Origin of the sequence: Nostoc sp., from assembly GCF_036917465.1 — a bacterium.
In the GTDB taxonomy this organism is placed as follows: domain Bacteria; phylum Cyanobacteriota; class Cyanobacteriia; order Cyanobacteriales; family Nostocaceae; genus Nostoc.
The window spans coordinates 1-19,238 of record NZ_JBALDL010000057.1 but is presented as its reverse complement, the minus strand read 5'-3'; the positions used below and the strand labels follow the sequence as shown (position 1 = coordinate 19,238).

Genomic DNA, 19,238 nt, shown 5'->3' with positions numbered 1-19,238 from the left:
GGCTATTCTTGCGCCCCAGCTTTTTGCAGACTCCGCACTATATTCTTATAACCATTAAATTCTGCAATCATCAAAGCAGTATAACCACCTCGGTTTTTCAAATTTAGATCAGCCCCAGCTTGGAGTAATAACTGCACAATTTCGCCATAACCACCTGATGCAGCCCACATCAATGATGTTGCCCTCGCTGAGTCTTGAAAATTCACATCTGCCCCTTTTGCTAGCAGCAAATGTACGATTTCTGTGTGCTTACGTTCGGTTGCTTTGATCAAAGCAGTTTTACCATCATCCCCTAGACTGTCGGCATCAGCACCATAGTCTAGCAACACTTTCACTGTTTGGGTATGTCCTTGTGATGCAGCCAATGTCAAAGGTACTTCACCAAGATTTTTTCCATTAATATCTGCCCCAGAACGCAGCAGTGCCTCGACAATTTTGCTATGTCCCTGCAAGGCTGCTACAAGCAGTGACGTATCACCCAGGCGGTTTTTAATTTGGACATTTGTACCCCTATTAAGTAATACTTGCACGACATCAATGTAGCCTTCCACAACGGCAAGATGTAGGGCAGTTTCACCATCTTGGTCTTGGAGATTAATTTCAGCACCTCGATCTAGTAAAGCTGCTGCGATCGCACTGTGTCCACCTGCTGCTGCTGCGGATAATGCAGTTCCACCATCGGCGTTTTTCACATTTACGTTAGCCCCTGCTGCTAGCAGTGCTTCCACAACCTCCAGATGCCCCAAGTCTGCCGCTAATGTTAAAAGTGTCTCACCCTCTTGATCTGGGATATTGACATCAACACCAGTTTGGAGAATTGCTTGTAAAACTTCTATGTTTCCCTGTTTAATGGCGAGTTTCAAAGCAGTATCATCATCTTTATCGGCGATCTTCACCTTGGCACCAGCAGCCAATAAGATTCGCACTACATCGATATGACCTTTGAGGACTGCTGCCATTAAAGCTGTGCTGCCATCTTCATTAGTGGCATTGACATCAGCCCCTTTGGATAGCAAAAGCTGCAAAATGTCAAGTTGTTTGGCACTAGCCGCCAACATCAAAGCCGTCAAACCATAGAGTTTTCTGGGCAAGTTGATATTTGCACCAGCATCCAAGAGCGATCGCACTATTTCGGTGTAGCCTAAATTGGCAGCAAACATTAACGTCGTCGTGCCTTGGCGATCGCAAGCGTCTACCCTCGCACCAGCAGCCAGTAGCGCACACAGTCCCTTGATATCACCACTTTTAGCAGCTTTTAGTAGCAAAGTATCGTTGTTTTCAGTCATGAATGAGATCCCACACAGGGGTTTTGTTCGTCTACCCTCAAAACTCAGTCTGAGATTGTTTATGCACTTTGGCAAGAGGGGAAACGAAAATAGGATGGGAAGGGAGTGGAAAGGGGGCAGGGAGCAGGGAGCAGATAAGAAGTAATCAATGCCCAATGCCCAATGCCCAATGCCCAATTCCCCATTCCCAAATTTATTAAATTTGTGCAACTTTAAGCACAGAGAATAGAGTTATGCTAATTTTTATGAAGATTTAATAATTAGGCGAGAACACTATGAGTCTGGAACTTTCTGCGTCCGTGAAATATTGGTTGAGCTTCTTCCATCCGGTGCTTATGTGGGCACTATTAGTACTTTCAATTTATGCTGCCTACTTGGGGCTGCAAGTACAGCGTACCAGAAATGCTCAGGGGGAAGAAAAGAAGGAACTGATTAAAGGTAGATATAACCTCAGACACTACCAAATCGGGTCTATACTCTTAGCTTTGATGGTAGCAGGTACGATTGGTGGGATGGCTGTCACTTACATCAATAATCAAAAGTTATTTGTCAGTCCTCACCTGCTGGCAGGATTGGGAATGGCGGGTCTGATTGCATTTTCTGCTGCTTTGTCACCTTATATGCAGAAAGGGGCAAATTGGGCGCGTGCAACTCATATTTTGCTAAATTTCACCCTTTTGGGACTTTTTGCTTGGCAGGCTGTTACTGGCGTGCAAATTGTCCAAAAAATTCTTACTAAAGCTTAGTTCTTTGTCATTTGTCCTCTCTTACAAAGTTCTGTTAGCGTAGCTCCTCCGTTCGCGCAGCGTCTCCGACAGGAGAAGGAGGCTCGGAGGAGACCTCCGCTCAGACTTTGCGCTCTGTCATTAGTGTATGAGCAATTACAAAGGACTGTTGACTCAGCGTTTTTGTTTAGAATTAGCGGGAAGGGGTATTTCCAAAGATTTCTGAAAATCTTGCTGAACTTTGCGAGTTAAGCGGCGGGAGACTTGGCGGACGATTTGGTTAAGTAAGCGATCGCCTGTAGATTGAATTATAGATTTGGGTAATCGCTGAATAAACCGGGGAAAGTGCAAATCAACTACTAAATCTAATTCCCATTCAACTCTTGTAACCTCGCCGCTAGTGCAAACATCGTTTTCTATTAACTGTAGAGATGCCTTATAATCTACGTCATAACCAGGCGGCTGGTAATCAGGAATGGGTATTGTACGGATGCGGTAAATACCCTCCTCTGGGGGCAACAATTCCAAACCAATTTTCGGTTCTACTTCATAACCAAAAGCACCAAAACAACCAATTACTAGAGCGTAGCCATTTTCCCCAAGTAATTGCACCTTCATAGGTTCAGCGCAACGAGAAAACCATGAGGCGTGAGTATTAAGATACTCAGCAACCTTATCAGATGGAGCAGGCATTTCCATAAAATCTTGATAGCGACCATAAAATTTTGTAATCGTCGCTACATTTGCCTCTGTTAATGTTTCCTTAGCTTCTTCTTGGCTGGATTCTACAGGTAAAACTGCTTCTGTTATTTCCCAGGATTTATATTCGCCTTGTCTTGAAAGCATAAATGCATTACTGTATATTTTGGCGTTCGTCTATATTAATAGTTCCCCACGTGCCTGGGTCATTTCACATCAATATCCCATTTTGACCAAAACCTCATTAATCTGCTATCACCTCCATAGAATTACTAAAATAAAGAACTGAACAAGCACACAATAGTTTCCCAGGATAACATTTCTCATGAAAGCATTTGTAGCAGGGGCAACCGGTGAAACAGGTCGCCGGATTGTGCAAGAGTTGATAGCGCGGAATATTCCCGTCCGAGCTTTGGTGCGGGATATTGAGAAAGCTAGGGGTATTCTGTCTCCTGAAGCCGAGTTGGTTGTAGGCGATGTGTTACAACCAGAAAGTTTAAATGCTGCGTTGGGAGATAGCACAGTTTTGTTGGTTGCAACTGGTGCAAAACCTAGTTTTGACCCCACTGGCCCCTATAAAGTAGATTTTGAAGGGACTAAAAATTTAGTAGAAGCTGCCAAAGCAAAGGGGATTGAGCATCTTGTTTTAGTTTCCTCTTTGTGTAGTTCGCAGTTCTTCCATCCACTGAACTTGTTTTGGCTGATTTTGGTGTGGAAAAAGCAAGCTGAAGAGTATATCCAGAAAAGTGGTCTGACTTATACGATTGTGCGACCTGGTGGGTTAAAGAACGAAGATAACCTCGACGCGATCGTGATGCAGAGCGCTGATACATTGTTTGACGGTAGCATCCCCAGGCAAAAAGTTGCCCAAGTTGCTGTTGAGGCGCTGTTTGAAGCGGATGCACGCAATAAAATTGTCGAAATTGTTGCTAAACCTGAAGCAGCCTCAAAAAGCTTTCAGGAGCTATTTCAACAGTGCTGATATCCTAAAGGGTTTTATTCGTCAAAACGAGCGCACTTTGTCGAGTAGCTTGCTTCATCTAAATTGAACGCCCTTGATTTCACTTTATGAAGCGATCGCTCCATTCCACATCTAAAATATAGGGTTAAAGCGCATTGCTTATACGGCGCTTTAATCCTACATTCATTCACGATAGACAAGCGATCGCTCTTTTATTGCCTTCATTTCCACAAACAGCTATACAAAATCACTTTTATTCTGGGAAGTACTCACTATTGAAAATATCTTCGGGAGTAAAAGGGCATTGTTCTGGGAAAATCTCAGGCGTTAAACCTGTTTTTTGAATTGCTTGTCTTCTGGCTTTAATATAAACTGCACCTAAACAGTTAAGAGAATAATTATAAAGTGTTTTGGAACGAAAAGAAAATTCTAGCTCATCACGGAAATTAGTTATTTCTATTTGCCAGCCTCGTTGACAATTTTCTTTTTCAGTTTCCCAATAACGATAAAGTAAAAGATGAATTAATAATTGTTTTAAGTAACTTTCTACTTTTCGTCTTTGTTCATTTCCCAAAGCTTCGATTTCTTCTGATAAATGTTGCCAATCAATATTTTCAATATCTTTATTTTCTAATTGTTTAAGTGTTGTTTCTACCCATAAATAATAATCTTCTTCGTAAAGGGTAGGTTCAACAGATTTTAATATTTCTGTTGTCATAGCTAATCGCTCAGAAAATTAACTATCTAATTATAACATAGGTAGGCGTAGCTCTTTCTCCTTCATCAACAAAAAGCGATCGCCTTAAGTTTTAGCCCGATCCTCAATAACAACTAATATGATTTTATTGGATGAGTTTTTTGCCAGAAGTGAAAAAATAGTTATGTAATCGTCAAAGTTCTAAATAACAGAATAAATATCTCGGTTATTTCAGGGTACCTATAACTATGAGTTATATTTTCGATATATCTCTTTTTCAAGTTCAAGTTTGTCTTCATCTATCCGTATTATCATATCTTCTTCTTCACCGTATTCATCTGGAATAATTTGATATAAACCAAACTCACAACATTCTGCAATTACAGATATCATACTTATGAGACTTTTATAAACTCTTAATGGATTATCAAGAAAAATATAATCGACAAGATAAATTGGAGATGGTTCGAGATCGCCAACTATATATAGAATTCTTTTATTCTCAAATGAGGCAATAGGAAACCATTTTTGATCCCATCCTTTATAACTATCATACGGCTTATTTATCATAGTCGATTGCTCAAGTTGCCATAAATCATGATAATTTGAAATCGAGTCTTGTAAAGTACAGAATGAAGTGGGCGAATTACTAAATAATTGATCTGGAAATAAGAATTCAACCAGTGGATGATAATTGTTAAAACCAAGGTCAGCTATTCCATTTCGCCATTGATAAAGTTCATAAATTTCATCAGATAATTTGAATGGGATAACTTTGACAATCTCATCAACTTGTTGACGAGTTAAGCCCTGATTGTAGCAATCAACAAATTCGAGACTCGTTGATTGTAGCCAACCCCAAATATAATCGAGTTCATCTGTGAGTTCAGACATATAATCCACGTAATGTAATCGTTATAGAATCGTCAAATCCTAAACAACATTTGATATATCTATTTTTACAGTTCAACTTTTTCTTAATCTATCCGTATTATAATTGCATCTTCTGCTCCATACTTATAGGGCATGAGTTGATATAGTTCTGATTTACATCACTCAGGAATAACGGATACCATATAACTAACAATCAGGTATGAACTTTACTGGAATAAGTTCGTCGATGATTTTTGTTAGTAAAGAGAGCGAATTTGAAGGAGTCGGACTCTGAAAGGCTTTGAATTCAAAGGTGTTGAAAAACTTATTGGGCCAATAGCTGCGCTTCTTGGCTTTGTGTATTTGTTGCAATGGTATATTGGAGACTTGCGATCGCCTTCCGATCCCATCTTTGCAGATAAACAGCCGCCTTTGGTGATGAAACAGGGCGACCCCTATATCCGTGCTTTAATGCGAACCATCTCCGCAAGTGAAGCCAGTGGGAACCGTCCCTATTCGCTATTATATGGTGGACAGCAAGTTAACGACTTTAGCCGACATCCTGAGATATGCGTCACAATTGTCACAGGCCCCAACACAGGTAATTGTTCTACAGCTGCTGGGAGATATCAAATTATCAACATTACTTGGTATCGTTTAGCCCCGCGTTATCACCCAAAGCCAATGCAGATGATGTTTTGGACTGCTTATAGTTTTGAAGCAGAGTATCAAGATATAGTAGTTTACCGTTGGTTAAGTGATTCTAAAGTTTGGGGAACCGATCTTTCTCAACTGTTGCGTCAGGGAAAGTTAAATGATGTTTTGCGGCGACTCTCTCCGACTTGGACAAGTCTAGGATATGGTCTAGAAACTAATTCTGTTAGTAGCTCTTTGCCTAAAGTTTATCAGAAAATGTTGAAAGAGGAATTAAGCACAGCTAATCAACCAATAGCCCCGAAGTTGACACCATCGCCAACCCCTTCTAGCAAGCCAGTAAAGAAGCCGTAAGATTATCTTAATTTTTAACTTGCTGTAGACAGAAAATATTTTATATTTTCTACAAATGTCAAGGTATTTTCAAAGTGAATATTATGTCCAGCATTTTTAATTATTTTTAGCTGTGCAAATTCACATAATTGAGCCATTTCTGTATTAATAGATATAAATTTTTCATCATATTCACCAGCTAGTAAGAGTATATGAATTTTATTATCTCGTAGCTTTTCCCATAAAGAAGGTTGGCATCCAGTCCCCATGAAGCGCAATGATTTATCTAATTCCTGCGGATTGTTTTGCAAGCGATTTTCTATCATGCGATCGTATTCTGGATGATTTTTTATATAACCAAAAATTGGTTGATTGTACCAATTTGACAAAAAAGTAGCAAAATCGGTTTGAATAATGCTTCTGCTGATTTTTCTAGCTATTTGAGCATCACGCCTAACTCGTTCTAATCGTTCTGCTTCTGTTGCTAAACCTGGAGAAGCTGATTCTAATACAACTTTAATAAAACGTTCTGGGAAATGTAGAGTTAGGTATAAAGCTAACCTTCCGCCCATTGAATAACCAATTAAGTAGCATTTATCTATTTTGAATTCATCTAATAAATTGATTATTGCTTGAGCAGTGGATTCCATTGTATAGTATTCATCACCTCCTAAAATTTCGGTTTTACCATGTCCTGGCAAGTCAAGAGTGAGATAAGAAAAATCTTCAAGTAGTAATTTTATGGCTTCATCAAATTCATGAATATTTCCCATGAAGCCGTGTAAAAAAATAATTATAGGCTTGTTACCATTTATATTTAAACAATAGTTAATTTTATATTGTTTTAAAGTCATTTTTATGGTACATATTGAAAATCAAAGCTGATATATTTTTTATGAGTAAGTAAGTAGGCGCAAATAAATTAAAGTTCGTAGTCGGGACTTTAGTCCTGATAATCCTTTTTTTTAGCTTTTAATAGTATGAAACGATACTGTTTAATTCCTTTGGAACTGAACAGACCATCACTTATGAATATAAAACACTTGTATTAATTTTGGCATAAATAACCCTTTGCCTGAGTTAATACACCAAATATTGCATCTCTACAAAATGTCTTGTTGTGCTACTTAATTTTTGATTTTTCTAATTTTTAAGGTAAAAATCGATCTAAAGCAGCTTTTAACTGTTTAATTTCAACGTCAATATTACCCTCTTGTGCAGCTCTAGCAATACATTCAGTTAAATGCTCATCCAAAACAATTCGCGCTACCTTATCCAATGCGCCTCGCACTGCGGCAATTTGCAGTAGTACATCAGGACAAGGGCTATTTTGCTGCACCATTGTCTTAATACCACGAACATGTCCTTCTATCCGCGATAATCGGTTGACAATTCGCCGTAATGACTCTTCGCTATGGATGTGAGGATGAGCAGGCTCTCCAGTCCCATGAGTACGATCTGTATGCTCGTGGTCTGCATCGTGATGCAGGGAATCTTCTACTGGCTGGGATATTGGCAAGGATTCCTTACCTAATCGGTTTGATCCATTCATGAGTTATCAAAGGACTTGTAATACTAAGATCCTAGCCTAGTAGTCGACCAACCCAAAATTTATGGTTGGGGCATTGGGCATTGGGAATTGGTTATTTTTGAATTTTGAATTGTTAATAATTCTTGTTTCTGACTCCCTCACTCCCTCTTCTCCCCCTACTTCCACATTCCCCCTCTACTACTAACGATTGGCTTTGTCTTGGGGAATAATTTCTGTCACTACCCTACCACTAGAACTGCCACCTTTGACAACGATATTTTCTGTTTGCAGATTACCAACGGCTGTTTCACCTGTAAAATTTAACGGTGGGTCAACTTGCCGATAAACTACATTTCCCTGAGCTTCAAGTAACTTATTGTCTAAATACCAAGTTAATGTATTAGATTTCAAAGACTGGCGACGCTGACCAATGGCGTTGACGTTACCTGTTAAATAAACCGTTTTTTGTGGAATTTTCATTTCACCTTGATTGGCAGTTACGGTAAGATTATCAACACGCTGGAACATCCGCACAGGCGAATTTGTAGTAACAGTTTCTGCATTCATATTCCAGGTCATAGAGTTACTAGTTATTTGTACTGGTGGGTCTAGTAAATCTAATTGAGCATTCTGTTTAATAGTGGCAATTTTTGTTTTTAAATTGACTTCGGCAGAATTCCCTTTACCGCGATCGCTAATTTTATTATCTTTGTAGCGGTCAATTTGTAAAGGGCGATCGCCAATTAGTTTTTGTTCTTTAATATTCCAGATTAAATGCTCGGTTCTTACTTGTAATTGGGGATCAGTGGAATTTGCTACTACTCGTCCAGAAAATTCCATCCGTTGTTCGCGGGTTTTAACTCGCGCTTCTTGCGCTACAGCTTGTAGTTGTTTGTGAGTACCGTTAACCTGGTTGCGGACAATCAACAAATCTTCTTTGGGTCGCCATTCTAATTCATTACCTTGCAATACAACACCATTCTTAGGGTCTGTGGCAAATATCTTACCTTTAAGAAACAACTGCTTCCCATCTTGTTCAATATCTGCGATATCTGCCTTAATTTGATAAACTACTTTACCATCTTGATATAGTTCACCATAAGGACTTTCAGCTTGACCAATTTGTTTATCTTTGGTGTATTTTGCGGTTTTAGCCCTGACTCTCCAAATAGGTCGCCCTACTTCATCTGCTTGTTCTAGGATGACATCAAAGAAGGTTAAATCGGTACCTTGCTTAGATGAAGCCGCAGGATTTTCTTGAGAAGCTGGGGGGGATTTTCCCCCACAACCGACTAAACCAAATATCAAGAAAAAAATCAAAGGGAAAAAAAGGAAGGAGGGAGCGAGGGAGTAATTTTGAATTTTTCTCTCCCCCTGTCTCCCTCTTTTATGAAATTGATAGGCCATTATTCTTGGATTTCTAGGTGTCCATCACTAGTTCTTGGGTCTTCCAAAAAGCCGATACCGGATAACGGCCGATATGGATAGCTTTGGCGAGGGGTTTTTTGAATGTCTTCTTTGATGGCTTCTAAATCAATGTAGCGATCGCTTACATTAATTAAGCTGTCACTGGTCATCGAACGCAAACTTACCACTTCTACCCGCACGCCGCGATAGCTAACTGAATTGACCGCATAAGCCAAATCCCCATCACCGCTCACTAAAACTGCGGTATCATAAGAATCTACTAGCGCCATCATGTCTACAGCTATTTCTACATCCAGGTTAGCTTTTTTAGAGCCATCCGGTAGCTGGACTAAATCCTTAGCAATGACTCGATAGCCATTGCGACGCATCCACAGCAAAAATCCCTGTTGCTTCTCGTTTGTCCGGTCTACACCAGTGTAGAAAAAAGACCGCAGGAGTCTAGAACCTCCTGTTAATCGACACAACAGCTTCGTGTAATCGATTTCAATCCCTAGTTGCAATGCAGCGTAAAATAGATTTGAGCCGTCAATAAATATGGCCACCCTGCCCCGATTCTCCAAAACTTGTTCTGGCGTAAATATTGAATCGGTTTCAAAATTATTCAACATCATTGTGATACCTCGATTTTTATCCCTGTTATTTTTGATACAAATTACGAACTTTTAGATGCTAGTCACAGCGGCTTATGATAATGTCCCGGGGCTAATATAAATTAAACCCCGATAAATTTTTTGAGAGAATAAGAGATTGAACAAAATCAGAGTTTGATAAGGACTAATCGTTTTTTAGGGGTTCTATTCGCTTAAAAACTGGTTGGAATGTACCCAACTGTTGTTTACTAGATAGTATCCCCCATGTCGCATGGGTGGCAAAAGGAGCGGTAAGTGAACTTTGTATTTGATCGTTGAAGTCTATTCCAAAGCCCAGTTGCTGATAAATATCGCTACTAATGTTTGGAATAATTGGGGAAAGCAGATAAGCTGTCAGTCTAACTGATTCTAAAACTGCGTAGAGAACTTTTTCCACAGACTCTTGTTGTCCCTGTTTATATAATGTCCAAGGAGCTTGTTCATCAATAAACTTATTACTGGCTTGTGCTAGCGAAAGGATGGCACCACAGGCTTGACTGAAAGCTAGCTCTTTATATGCTTGTTTCACCTGTTCCCCTAGACGTAAACCAATTGTTTTCAAAGGATTTTCGTCAGGAATTCCTTCATTGCCGATTGATGGAACGTTATTGTCAACGCAGTATTTTTTCACCATGCTCAAGGTGCGGTTGAGCAAATTACCTAAATCATTTGCCAAATCTGCATTCAGAACATTAATGAACCTTACTTCATTAAAATCTCCATCCTTGCCAAATTCGATTTCCTTAAGGAAGTAATAACGAACGGCATCACTACCATAGCGTTGAACTAACGCCACAGGATCAAGGGTGTTACCCAGACTTTTGCCCATCTTTTGACCATCTTTAGTCAAAAAGCCATGCCCAAATACTCTTTCTGGCAAAGGTAAGCCAGCCGACAACAACATTGCCGGCCAATAAACTGCATGGAAGCGCAAAATATCTTTACCAATTAGGTGTAGGTTGATTGGCCACCAAGTTTCTAAAGCATTGGCTAAAGTCGGTTCTGCATCGGGTTCGAGTAATGCTGTGACATAACCTAGCAGCGCGTCAAACCAGACATAAAGGGTGTGCTTGGGATCAACTGGTACAGGAAAACCCCAATCTAGATTTACCCGCGAAATGGAAAAGTCTTGCAGTCCTTGATTTACAAAGCTGAGGACTTCATTTCGCCGACTTTCTGGTTGAATAAAATCGGGTTTAGATTGATAAAATTCTGTCAGCTTAGTTTGATATTTGGATAAGCGGAAAAAATAGTTTTGCTCGTCTCTCCACTCAACTTCTTTGTTAATATGAATCGGGCAACGGTGTCCTTCTAGGAGATCCCGTTCTTCTTTAAATTCTTCACAGGATACGCAATACCAACCTTGTTGTTGTCCCTGATAGATATCACCAGATTCCCAGACTCGCTCAAAGAATTCTTTGACGATCGCTTCATGACGAGGTGCAGTTGTGCGACTAAAGCGATCGTATTGAATGTCTAGTAACTGCCACAAACTAACGAAACTAGGGACAATTTCATCGCAAAACTCTTGTGGCGCTTTGCCTAAACTTTCTGCCGATCGCTGAATTTTTTGCCCGTGTTCATCTGTACCTGTAATTAGTAATACCTGATTTCCTAGTAGTCTGTGAAATCGCCCTACTACATCTGCTGCGATCGTCGTATAAGCACTGCCTATATGGGGAACATCGTTTACATAATATAGCGGTGTTGTCAGTGCAAATGTATTTTCTGTTTTATTCACTAGATTCATACAAAATAAAAATTAACTTATTAAACTTATTCTTATCAGCAAAACCACGCCATTGTACAATAATATTTCCATTTTTTCCAATAACACTTTAATAGTAGCAAACTTATCAGGTCAAAAATTGTTTTGTAATATGCATCTATTAAACTCATTTTTCCCTACAAGAGAAAAATTAACTAATCATAATTCTTTTGAATACTTTCTATTAGAAAATATTGTGATCGAGAATACAGAATGCCAAATGCAGAAAATTTAGCTAGTTTTGTGGAGCAGAGATTTCTATCTTAAGATGGTCATGCCAGTAGTAAAGAAATGTAAAAATTAAGTTAAGACAAACCCCCATATTTACTGGAAAATATATTGATTAGGTATGAGTCGAAATAGCCCCCTAGAGATTTCTCGCGCTTTGGTGGCGGCACTCTCAACCCAAATGTTTCGCTATTATGAGGATCGTATTCCCCAAGATGCTAGCGTTTTGGTAGTCAGCAATCACCGCAGCTTCATGGATGCACCGATTTTAATGGCAGCGTTATCGAGTCCGATTCGCTTTGCTTGCCATCACTATATGGGACAAGTGCCAGTAATGCGGGAGATTGTCACCGGTCAATTGGGGTGTTTTCCTTTGGAGGAAACTCAAAACCGCCAACGAAGCTTTTTTTCGCAGTCGCAAGTGCTATTGCAGTCTAAACAGATGGTGGGAGTCTTTCCAGAAGGGACTGAACCAATGGTGAAATTTACTCAACCAAACCAGGTAGGTGAGTTTCAACGGGGATTTGCCCATTTAGCATTGCGGGCTGATGTGCAAGATTTAGCTATTTTGCCGATCGCGATCGCATCCTTAGAAGAGGTAAACACCAATGGTTTTCCTTTAAGGCTTTTGAGCTTATTTGACCCTTCAGAACCTTTATTTAATCAAGCTGGTTGGCATCCTTTGGTAATTTATCATCGGGTTGCGGTGTTAATTGGTCGCCCTTACTGGATTACACCCCAACATCAAAAAAAATATCACGGGAAACAAGCTAGAACTGTTGTCGCTGAACTGACAGAACACTGTCATGGCGAAATTAGCAATTTACTGCGTCAAGGTTGCTATTAAAGCCATTCGATTAGCCCTTGGGTGCGCTGCAAACGCAACTTGGATTTGGGATTGTCGAAACAATCAGCAGTCCAAAAATTTTATACCATTGACTAATGACCAATGACTAATGACCAATGACCAATGACTATCTCTGAAGTTGAGCTAAACCCCTGTTTCCTGACACCTGAACGAGTACAGCCAGAGTATCCGCTATTGGTATATTTGCCAGGAATGGATGGAACAGGTCAATTATTGCGATCGCAAACTGCTGGATTAGAAACTGGCTTTGATGTCCGTTCTTTGGCGATCCCCCGTCAAGACCTTAACACTTGGGATGTTCTAACTAAGAGTGTATTGGACTTGATCGACGCTGAATTAGAAAAAAGCTCTCAAAGACCAGTTTACTTGTGTGGTGAGTCCTTTGGTGGTTGCTTGGCAATGAAAGTAGCTATTCAAGCGCCGCATTTATTTAAGCGAACCATCTTAATTAACCCAGCTTCGTCCTTTCATCTTCGCCCTTGGTTGAGTTGGGCATCCCAGCTAACTTACTTAGTGCCATCAGGATTTTATGACATTGGCGCACTGGGGTTGCTGCCGTTTCTGGCATCTTTGCCCCGGATTTCTCGGAGCGATCGCCATGAACTGCTGAAAACTATGCGTTCTGTACCAGCAGAAACCGTTCTTTGGCGGTTGTCTTTACTGCGAGAGTTTGAAGTTGATGAAGAACAGTTAAGTCGCTTAACTCAACCAGTTTTGTTGATTGCCGGTGGTAGCGATCGCCTTTTGCCTTCTGTAACTGAAGTCAAGCGGATAGGAAATATCTTACCAAATAACAAGATTGTGGTGCTGCCCCATTGCGGACACGCTTGCTTGCTAGAAAAAGACATTAATCTCTATGAAATTCTTAAAGATAACGACTTTTTAGAAAATAATGCTGATATAAGTACAGGGTTACAGGTGAGAGGATAAGGTCAGAGGCGATGCCTACGGCGGGCTGCGCCTACGCATTCCCAGAAGTGCAAATCGCCCAAGTACTCCTCTCTCCTAAACTCTGCCAATTTTAGATTTTGGGTTAACCTATCCCACCCCTACGAAAACATCGTGGTTCTCTTGAATTGCCGTGCGAAAATCGAAGTAAGTTATTGATACAAATGACAAATGACCAATCCTATGGTGATATCTTAGCGGGTTTCAAATTTCTGGCTTTGTAGAACATTTCTAAGCTGTTGCGATCGCCAACAAAACGCCAGTGCCAAGGCTCATAACTCACACCTTGAACATTATCTTTAGGAAATGACATTTCAAAGCTGAAACGCGCTGCATTTGCTTGCAGCCACTGATAAGCCTTGGTATTGTCAAAGTTAGTTTGGAGATTAGTTGCTGGTACTCTTCCGTCTCCAACATCCACAGCATAACCTGTGTGATGTTCGCTATGACCAGGAGGAGCGCTGAGGGCGGCTCGTTCTGCTGGCGTTTGATTTCGCTGGGCACTAACACCAAAAAATAACTGCTCTTGGTCTTTGACTGAGCGAAAACCAGAAATTGGTACTAAAATTACACCGCCACTCTGCGCGGCGGCTACCATCTCCTCAAACTTTTGGGCAGCAGCTTTTCGCATTCTAATCCCCCTATTTGCGGAGATAGTTACTAATTCTGACTGAGGCGCTTCTGGATATGGAAAATGCCCTAATATAGTATCGCTAGAATTATTAGATGGTGTTGGAGTCGGAGGATTAGAAGTAGCTGGTAAAGTTTGAAAATCGGCGGTTTTTTTGGGTGCGGTCACGAAAAACAAAAAACCGCTAATTAAAACCAGCAGGATAAATCCTGCCACTCCCCCAATCATCAAAATTTGGGGTTGCAACCACATTTTCGGTGGTGCAATAGGGGTATCGCGTACAGCCACTGGAATATCATCACCAAGGTCATTCGATGAGTTTTGCGGTTTTCCAGAAAACCCTGCCTTATTCAAGGGTAAACTCCTGTTTTTGTGGGATAGCCATAACAGATTTTGCACTGGACAAAAGTAAACGTAACAGGTAGCATTTTACATCTGTGGTTCTTAGGCGCAATCTTGACAAACCTTTTAGAACTATACGCCAAGCTGGGAGGATTAGTCCTGGTAGGTTTTATTCTGGGACGCAAACTACCTGTGACAGTTCCTACACGTTTAGGACAGTTCCTTTTTTGGGTGGGAGTACCCATAAGCATAGTATCGTTTTTGCGTCAATCTAGCTTATCGGGGCAGATTTGGATTGCACCTGCCTTCGCTTACCTAGCTATTTTACTAGGAGCATTTTTAGCTTGGTTAGCCATTAAAGGACAAACCTATTTTAGAAAAACCGTCCCCCAACCACAAACTCAGGCTAGCTTGATATTAGCAGCAATGTTGGGTAATACGGGTTATCTTGGCTTTCCCATCACTCTAGCAATGGTAGGCAAAGAATATTTTTCTTGGGCGCTATTTTACGATTTACTAGGTTCATTCCCAGGAACTTATGCCTTGGGTGTATTAATAGCAGCGCGTTTTGGCAGTGGTGTCCAAAATAATTGGCAGATTGCTAAATCTATCTTAATTAATCCTGCCCTATGGGGTTTTGGATTTGGCTTACTCTTTCGGCAAGTGACAATTCCCATACTCGCGGAATTCTGGCTAGAGAAATTTGCTTGGAGTAGTGTAGCTTTATCTCTGGTGTTAATTGGAATGCGATTAGCCCTGCTCAAATCTTGGCGTAGCTTACCACAAGTAGGGATAAGCTTGGGAATCAAAATGCTACTAGTTCCCTTGATATTGGGTAGCATACTACCACTGTTTGGATTAACTAGCCCCATAGTAAAGATAATCGTGCTACAAATAGCCATGCCTCCAGCTTTCGGCACACTGGTAATTGCTGAGACATTCAATCTCGATCGCGATCTGGCAGTAACTGCCTTAGCTGCTGGGACTATAGTATTGTTAGTTACTCTCCCTGTTTGGTTGTGGCTGTTTTGATTTTGGATTTATGCACTGTGACGCGATCGCTTCAAACCCCATGAAAAATTGCGATCTGCAAAGGTACTTGTTGTTAAAGAACGTGGATTAAATAAAATGCAAAACTTTATTCTGTCTCTAACTTCCCTCTCTTTTATAAGGAGAGGGATTGAGTGTGAGGTAAGCCAGGGACATTAACTGTATGTTATTTAATTCTTATTCCTAAGATAAAGATACAGCACTTCCGTCTGCTATGAGGTACACACACAGTCTCAAAAGTTCGGATAAAAAAGGGATATGGGTAAAATTGTGCTTCATAATAGCCGGAAGTGCTGTAAGGACGCTTGCAAATCCCACTTTTGAGTGGATCACAGCCTTCCTCATCGTGTACCACCAGCATTATTTATTTTAAGATCGTATTCTCAGGAAAATTTTATGCGTATCGTTGCTCTTTATGAAACTCAGCTAAGGGTTTCAGAAGACCCTGATGGCCTCATTGGTTATTTTCTAACAACAATTTTGTCGGATTATTACTCTTCATCGACTAGCGCGACCGTTGTCGTCTTACCCTGTCTCTGCGTTCGTTTAGAGTCGTGGCGCAAAACGGAACGTGATAGTTTCCCATCATTCCGCTCCTCAGTAAAACGGCTGTTGTCATTAGTACGTCATTACCAACATATCGTTTTCCCAGACTAAAAAAAAATCTGGTTCTACAAGTGGCTTAGGTTTAGCAGTATTTCAGCTACGTTTTGTTACCGAGAACCATCAAAGGCAGTCTTTTTATCGTGGCAATGTTGATGGAGTAGTTGCCAATTAGCGTATGAGTTCCGCCCACCAATTGATGTAGGAACGATATGGTCAATTTCAATCGAATCTCCATCTGTGAAGTAGTTACCGCAGTGAGCGCATATTCCTTTTTGCTTTTTGAGTCGTGTCGCTACTCTTGTAGATACTTCAGGATGTACACCCATTCTACAACTTCAATAAATCCAGTCACACTTTTTCTGTTACCGCGCTAACTTTTTCTGAAGTTTGCGGACTTTTCAATCCAGCTGCGAATAATTTGGGCTTTCGGCTTTCTCGCCATTGATCATTACCGCATAAGTTTTTAGCCCCAAATCAATACCAATGCTTTGGTTTTTAGCATCAATATTAATAGGTTCGATATCTACCACAAAGCTTAAGAAATAACGATTAAGTAGGTGGGCGGAGGAAAACATAAATGTGTAAAGCAATGTTAAGAAGAATGATTGTCAAATTGAAAACGTTCTGTACGGTAATTATTTCGTTCCCCTCTGGCATCTATTCCATCAATAACTGCATAAGCTAGGTCTATTTCATCATCAAACATCTGTCCAGAAATTTCGTGTTTTTTAAGTTTTTGCCACAAAGCGTTCAATTCTATTCATCTCCGAACAATATTTAGGGAGAAAGAAAATATATAATCCTAAACTTTCCCACTTAGTCCAATATTCTCGTACTTCAAGAGATTTATGTATAGAACCGTTATCTTGAACTATGACTCGTATTCGTCCATTACCCTTGAGTTCTTGTTCTGCAAGAATCGCCTCATTTTCCATCATTTTGATATAAGATTTACTATTGATACTGCCAATAACTAAGCCATAAATAAAACTTACTAACGGTTGAAATAAACCAATAATACTCAATCTTCTTCCACGTCTTTTCGTTTGTTCTAATCGCTTTTGTTCTCCCACTGGATAATATGTATAACCGGGTGAACACCACATACAAAACCCTAATTTATCTAAATATTTTAGGTCTATCTCTCCGGCTGCGGCTGCTATTTCAAGCATTTCTAGCTCGCCTTGTTTAATCTCTCGTGTTACAGGATCTTGCTTTTTTCTATGACTAATTCTTGCTCGTTTCCAATAAATCCCCTTTTTTTGAGTACTCTTCTAATTCTGTCGGGACTCAACTTAATATTTTTTTCTTTTTATAGCTTTATTGATAATTGACGACTATTATATGTGCGGGGTTCGTTTTTAAGGCATTCTTCTAAATAAACAATATCCTCTTCTTTCCACTTTGTGATTCCTCCTCTACCTGACGCATCCCATAATCCCCCTAAACCTTTTTTATCCCATTTATGAAGCGTCTCTCTTACTGTTTGGTCTGCCCAATTAAAATGGGCTACTATTTTTTCTACATACCATCCACGAAAATTTAACCTCACTACTTAGGCTCGATCTTTTACTTTCTGTGACACCGTTGAAGAGTCCTTAACTCAAATAAAGTTCTATCTTCTTCCTGGTTCAGAAATACTCTAAGACGCGCTGGCATTTTTTATACCTAACTTATTTCATTCACCGTATTTATTTATTTATTTTTACACATTTTGCTTATCTCACGCCCACCTACTTAGCGCAATCCTTGATGATGGTGATTGAGCTAGGTTCGGATGGTAGCGGTCTTGACCTTTATGTATTTTATTTTACGTATTCATAAAATTATACTTAAAACTTGAGAATTAAAGCGGAATTCTCATACTCAAATCCAGCCACTTCGACTGAGTAATCGGCGCACTGCTAGAAATGTAGTCAACACCCGTGTCTGCCACATAGCGAATCGTCTCTAAAGTCACATTTCCCGAAGCTTCAATTTTTACCCGGCTATCCTGCTGCCGAATCAACTGTACCGCCTCACGCATCATTTCCAACGGCATATTGTCCAACATAATAATGTCCGCCTTATGCTGCAAAGCTTCTTTCACTTGTTCTAAACTTTCCGTCTCCACTTCTATAGTCAAGGGATAAGGAATCTGAGAACGAATACGAGTAACAACTTCTCCAATTCCCCCACCCGCAGCAATGTGATTATCCTTAATCATCACCGCATCGTCCAACCCCATGCGGTGATTAATCGCCCCACCCAAAGTAGTCGCATACTTTTCCAACAGTCTCAGCCCTGGTGTAGTTTTACGCGTATCCACCAACTGAGCAGGTAAATCAGCAATTTTCTCTACATATATATTAGTGAGCGTAGCAATCCCACTCAAGCGCATAGCCAAATTTAGCGCAACCCGTTCCCCCATCAGCAGCGCATCCAGCGAACCATGAATTTCGGCTACTACCTGTCCCGGCTCACACCAAGCACCTTCAGTCGCCAACGCCACAAAGCTGACCTTTTCATTCAACATCTGAAACACCCTAGCAGCAACTGTTAAACCAGCAATAATCCCAGAAGCTTTAGCGATCCATTTAGCAGAGCCTAGCGTCACATCTTCTATTAGTAGGGCATTTGTAGTGCGATCGCCCCTACCAATATCCTCCAACAACCAGCCACGCAAAAGAGGATCTAAAACCAGCCAAGGCGGTAAAACACCAGAACTGTTCACAATTTTATTGTTTCCTTTACGACTTCCAGAAATACTATAGCCTTAAACTCTTGCTCTCAAAGGCTTTGATAGTGACAGAAAAACTAGTCCAAATATTTTTGGAGAAAATAGTTGACATGAGGAGTTGTGTTCGGTATATTGAATAAGTGCCGGAAGCGGAGCGTTGAAAAGCGACGCTTTCTGGGATACCGAACCTTGAAAATATTATAGTTTGAAAGCAAATATACAGCAAGTGTATTGCGTCTAAGAAAATAAAGATAACTAAGCT

At 40.4% G+C, this 19,238-nt stretch carries 20 protein-coding genes and 1 pseudogene; 6 read left to right on the top strand and 15 right to left on the bottom strand.

Features of this window, described 5'->3' with window-relative positions; translation table 11 throughout:
• Positions 1–2: 2 nt before the first annotated feature.
• Entirely contained in the window at positions 3–1,286 is a 1,284-nt protein-coding gene (locus V7K38_RS11870; RefSeq protein WP_334857974.1) for an ankyrin repeat domain-containing protein, read from the bottom strand.
• Positions 1,287–1,561: 275 nt separating this feature from the next.
• Here V7K38_RS11870 and V7K38_RS11865 point away from each other — a divergent pair, with 275 nt between their 5' ends.
• Complete coding sequence (locus V7K38_RS11865) at positions 1,562–2,032, top strand: DUF4079 domain-containing protein (RefSeq protein WP_334857972.1); 471 nt, start codon at positions 1,562–1,564, stop codon at positions 2,030–2,032.
• Between the two features lie 153 nt (positions 2,033–2,185).
• On the opposite strand, the gene V7K38_RS11860 is transcribed toward V7K38_RS11865, so the two are convergent.
• Complete coding sequence (locus tag V7K38_RS11860; protein WP_334857970.1) at positions 2,186–2,857, bottom strand: DUF1997 domain-containing protein; 672 nt, start codon at positions 2,855–2,857, stop codon at positions 2,186–2,188.
• A 178-nt stretch (positions 2,858–3,035) separates the two neighbouring features.
• Between V7K38_RS11860 and V7K38_RS11855 the strand changes: the two genes are divergently transcribed.
• Positions 3,036–3,692, top strand: coding sequence for an NAD(P)H-binding protein (locus V7K38_RS11855; protein ID WP_334857968.1), 657 nt, complete (start codon positions 3,036–3,038; stop codon positions 3,690–3,692).
• A gap of 232 nt (positions 3,693–3,924) precedes the next feature.
• Here V7K38_RS11855 and V7K38_RS11850 read toward each other — a convergent pair whose 3' ends face one another.
• Together V7K38_RS11850 and V7K38_RS11845 are read right to left on the bottom strand one after the other, a co-directional pair.
• Positions 3,925–4,389: a DUF29 domain-containing protein gene (locus tag V7K38_RS11850; protein WP_334857966.1), complete on the bottom strand. Its 465-nt coding sequence runs from the start codon at positions 4,387–4,389 to the stop codon at positions 3,925–3,927.
• Between the two features lie 225 nt (positions 4,390–4,614).
• Positions 4,615–5,262 carry an SMI1/KNR4 family protein gene (locus V7K38_RS11845; protein ID WP_334857964.1) on the bottom strand — a complete coding sequence of 216 codons (648 nt, stop codon included), beginning with the start codon at positions 5,260–5,262 and terminating at the stop codon, positions 4,615–4,617.
• Between the two features lie 336 nt (positions 5,263–5,598).
• On the opposite strand from V7K38_RS11845, the gene V7K38_RS11840 reads away from it, so the two are divergent.
• Positions 5,599–6,249, top strand: a complete 651-nt coding sequence (locus tag V7K38_RS11840; RefSeq protein WP_334857962.1) for a glycoside hydrolase family 24 protein — start codon at positions 5,599–5,601, stop codon at positions 6,247–6,249.
• A gap of 14 nt (positions 6,250–6,263) precedes the next feature.
• On the opposite strand, the gene menH is transcribed toward V7K38_RS11840, so the two are convergent.
• From menH to metG, 5 genes are all read right to left on the bottom strand, one after another.
• Positions 6,264–7,082 carry a 2-succinyl-6-hydroxy-2,4-cyclohexadiene-1-carboxylate synthase gene (menH, locus tag V7K38_RS11835; RefSeq protein WP_334857960.1) on the bottom strand — a complete coding sequence of 273 codons (819 nt, stop codon included), beginning with the start codon at positions 7,080–7,082 and terminating at the stop codon, positions 6,264–6,266.
• A gap of 296 nt (positions 7,083–7,378) precedes the next feature.
• A complete protein-coding gene (locus tag V7K38_RS11830) occupies positions 7,379–7,780 on the bottom strand; it encodes a metal-sensitive transcriptional regulator (protein WP_334857958.1) in 402 nt (133 codons plus the stop codon).
• 180 nt (positions 7,781–7,960) lie between these two features.
• On the bottom strand, positions 7,961–9,166 hold the full coding sequence (lptC, locus tag V7K38_RS11825; protein WP_334857957.1) for an LPS export ABC transporter periplasmic protein LptC: 1,206 nt from the start codon (positions 9,164–9,166) through the stop codon (positions 7,961–7,963).
• Positions 9,166–9,795: a LabA-like NYN domain-containing protein gene (locus V7K38_RS11820; protein ID WP_041565095.1), complete on the bottom strand. Its 630-nt coding sequence runs from the start codon at positions 9,793–9,795 to the stop codon at positions 9,166–9,168. The genes lptC and V7K38_RS11820 overlap by 1 nt, the downstream gene beginning before the upstream one ends.
• Before the next feature lie 166 nt (positions 9,796–9,961).
• On the bottom strand, positions 9,962–11,566 hold the full coding sequence (gene metG / locus V7K38_RS11815; RefSeq protein WP_334857956.1) for a methionine--tRNA ligase: 1,605 nt from the start codon (positions 11,564–11,566) through the stop codon (positions 9,962–9,964).
• Between the two features lie 367 nt (positions 11,567–11,933).
• Between metG and V7K38_RS11810 the strand changes: the two genes are divergently transcribed.
• Complete coding sequence (locus V7K38_RS11810) at positions 11,934–12,659, top strand: lysophospholipid acyltransferase family protein (RefSeq protein WP_334857955.1); 726 nt, start codon at positions 11,934–11,936, stop codon at positions 12,657–12,659.
• Positions 12,660–12,782: 123 nt separating this feature from the next.
• Positions 12,783–13,610 (top strand): alpha/beta fold hydrolase, encoded by an 828-nt coding sequence (locus tag V7K38_RS11805; RefSeq protein ID WP_334857953.1) that lies wholly within the window; start codon positions 12,783–12,785, stop codon positions 13,608–13,610.
• A 199-nt stretch (positions 13,611–13,809) separates the two neighbouring features.
• On the opposite strand, the gene V7K38_RS11800 is transcribed toward V7K38_RS11805, so the two are convergent.
• A complete protein-coding gene (locus tag V7K38_RS11800; protein ID WP_334857951.1) occupies positions 13,810–14,613 on the bottom strand; it encodes a M15 family metallopeptidase in 804 nt (267 codons plus the stop codon).
• 102 nt (positions 14,614–14,715) lie between these two features.
• On the opposite strand from V7K38_RS11800, the gene V7K38_RS11795 reads away from it, so the two are divergent.
• The gene (locus V7K38_RS11795) at positions 14,716–15,633 is read left to right on the top strand and encodes an AEC family transporter (protein WP_334857950.1); all 918 of its coding nucleotides are present in this window, start codon (positions 14,716–14,718) and stop codon (positions 15,631–15,633) included.
• Positions 15,634–16,364: 731 nt separating this feature from the next.
• Here the strand turns inward: V7K38_RS11795 and V7K38_RS11790 are convergent.
• The 5 genes and pseudogenes from V7K38_RS11790 to nadC form a co-directional block, all read right to left on the bottom strand.
• Complete coding sequence (locus V7K38_RS11790; protein WP_334857949.1) at positions 16,365–16,583, bottom strand: HNH endonuclease; 219 nt, start codon at positions 16,581–16,583, stop codon at positions 16,365–16,367.
• 72 nt (positions 16,584–16,655) lie between these two features.
• Positions 16,656–16,787, bottom strand: a complete 132-nt coding sequence (locus V7K38_RS11785) for a hypothetical protein (RefSeq protein ID WP_334857947.1) — start codon at positions 16,785–16,787, stop codon at positions 16,656–16,658.
• Between the two features lie 62 nt (positions 16,788–16,849).
• A complete protein-coding gene (locus tag V7K38_RS11780) occupies positions 16,850–17,011 on the bottom strand; it encodes a hypothetical protein (RefSeq protein WP_334857946.1) in 162 nt (53 codons plus the stop codon).
• Positions 16,986–17,916 (bottom strand): annotated as a pseudogene (locus V7K38_RS11775) (IS630 family transposase). The gene V7K38_RS11780 and the pseudogene V7K38_RS11775 overlap by 26 nt, the downstream one beginning before the upstream one ends.
• A 187-nt stretch (positions 17,917–18,103) precedes the next feature.
• Positions 18,104–18,970, bottom strand: coding sequence for a carboxylating nicotinate-nucleotide diphosphorylase (nadC, locus tag V7K38_RS11770; protein WP_334857945.1), 867 nt, complete (start codon positions 18,968–18,970; stop codon positions 18,104–18,106).
• Between the last annotated feature and the right edge of the window lie 268 nt (positions 18,971–19,238).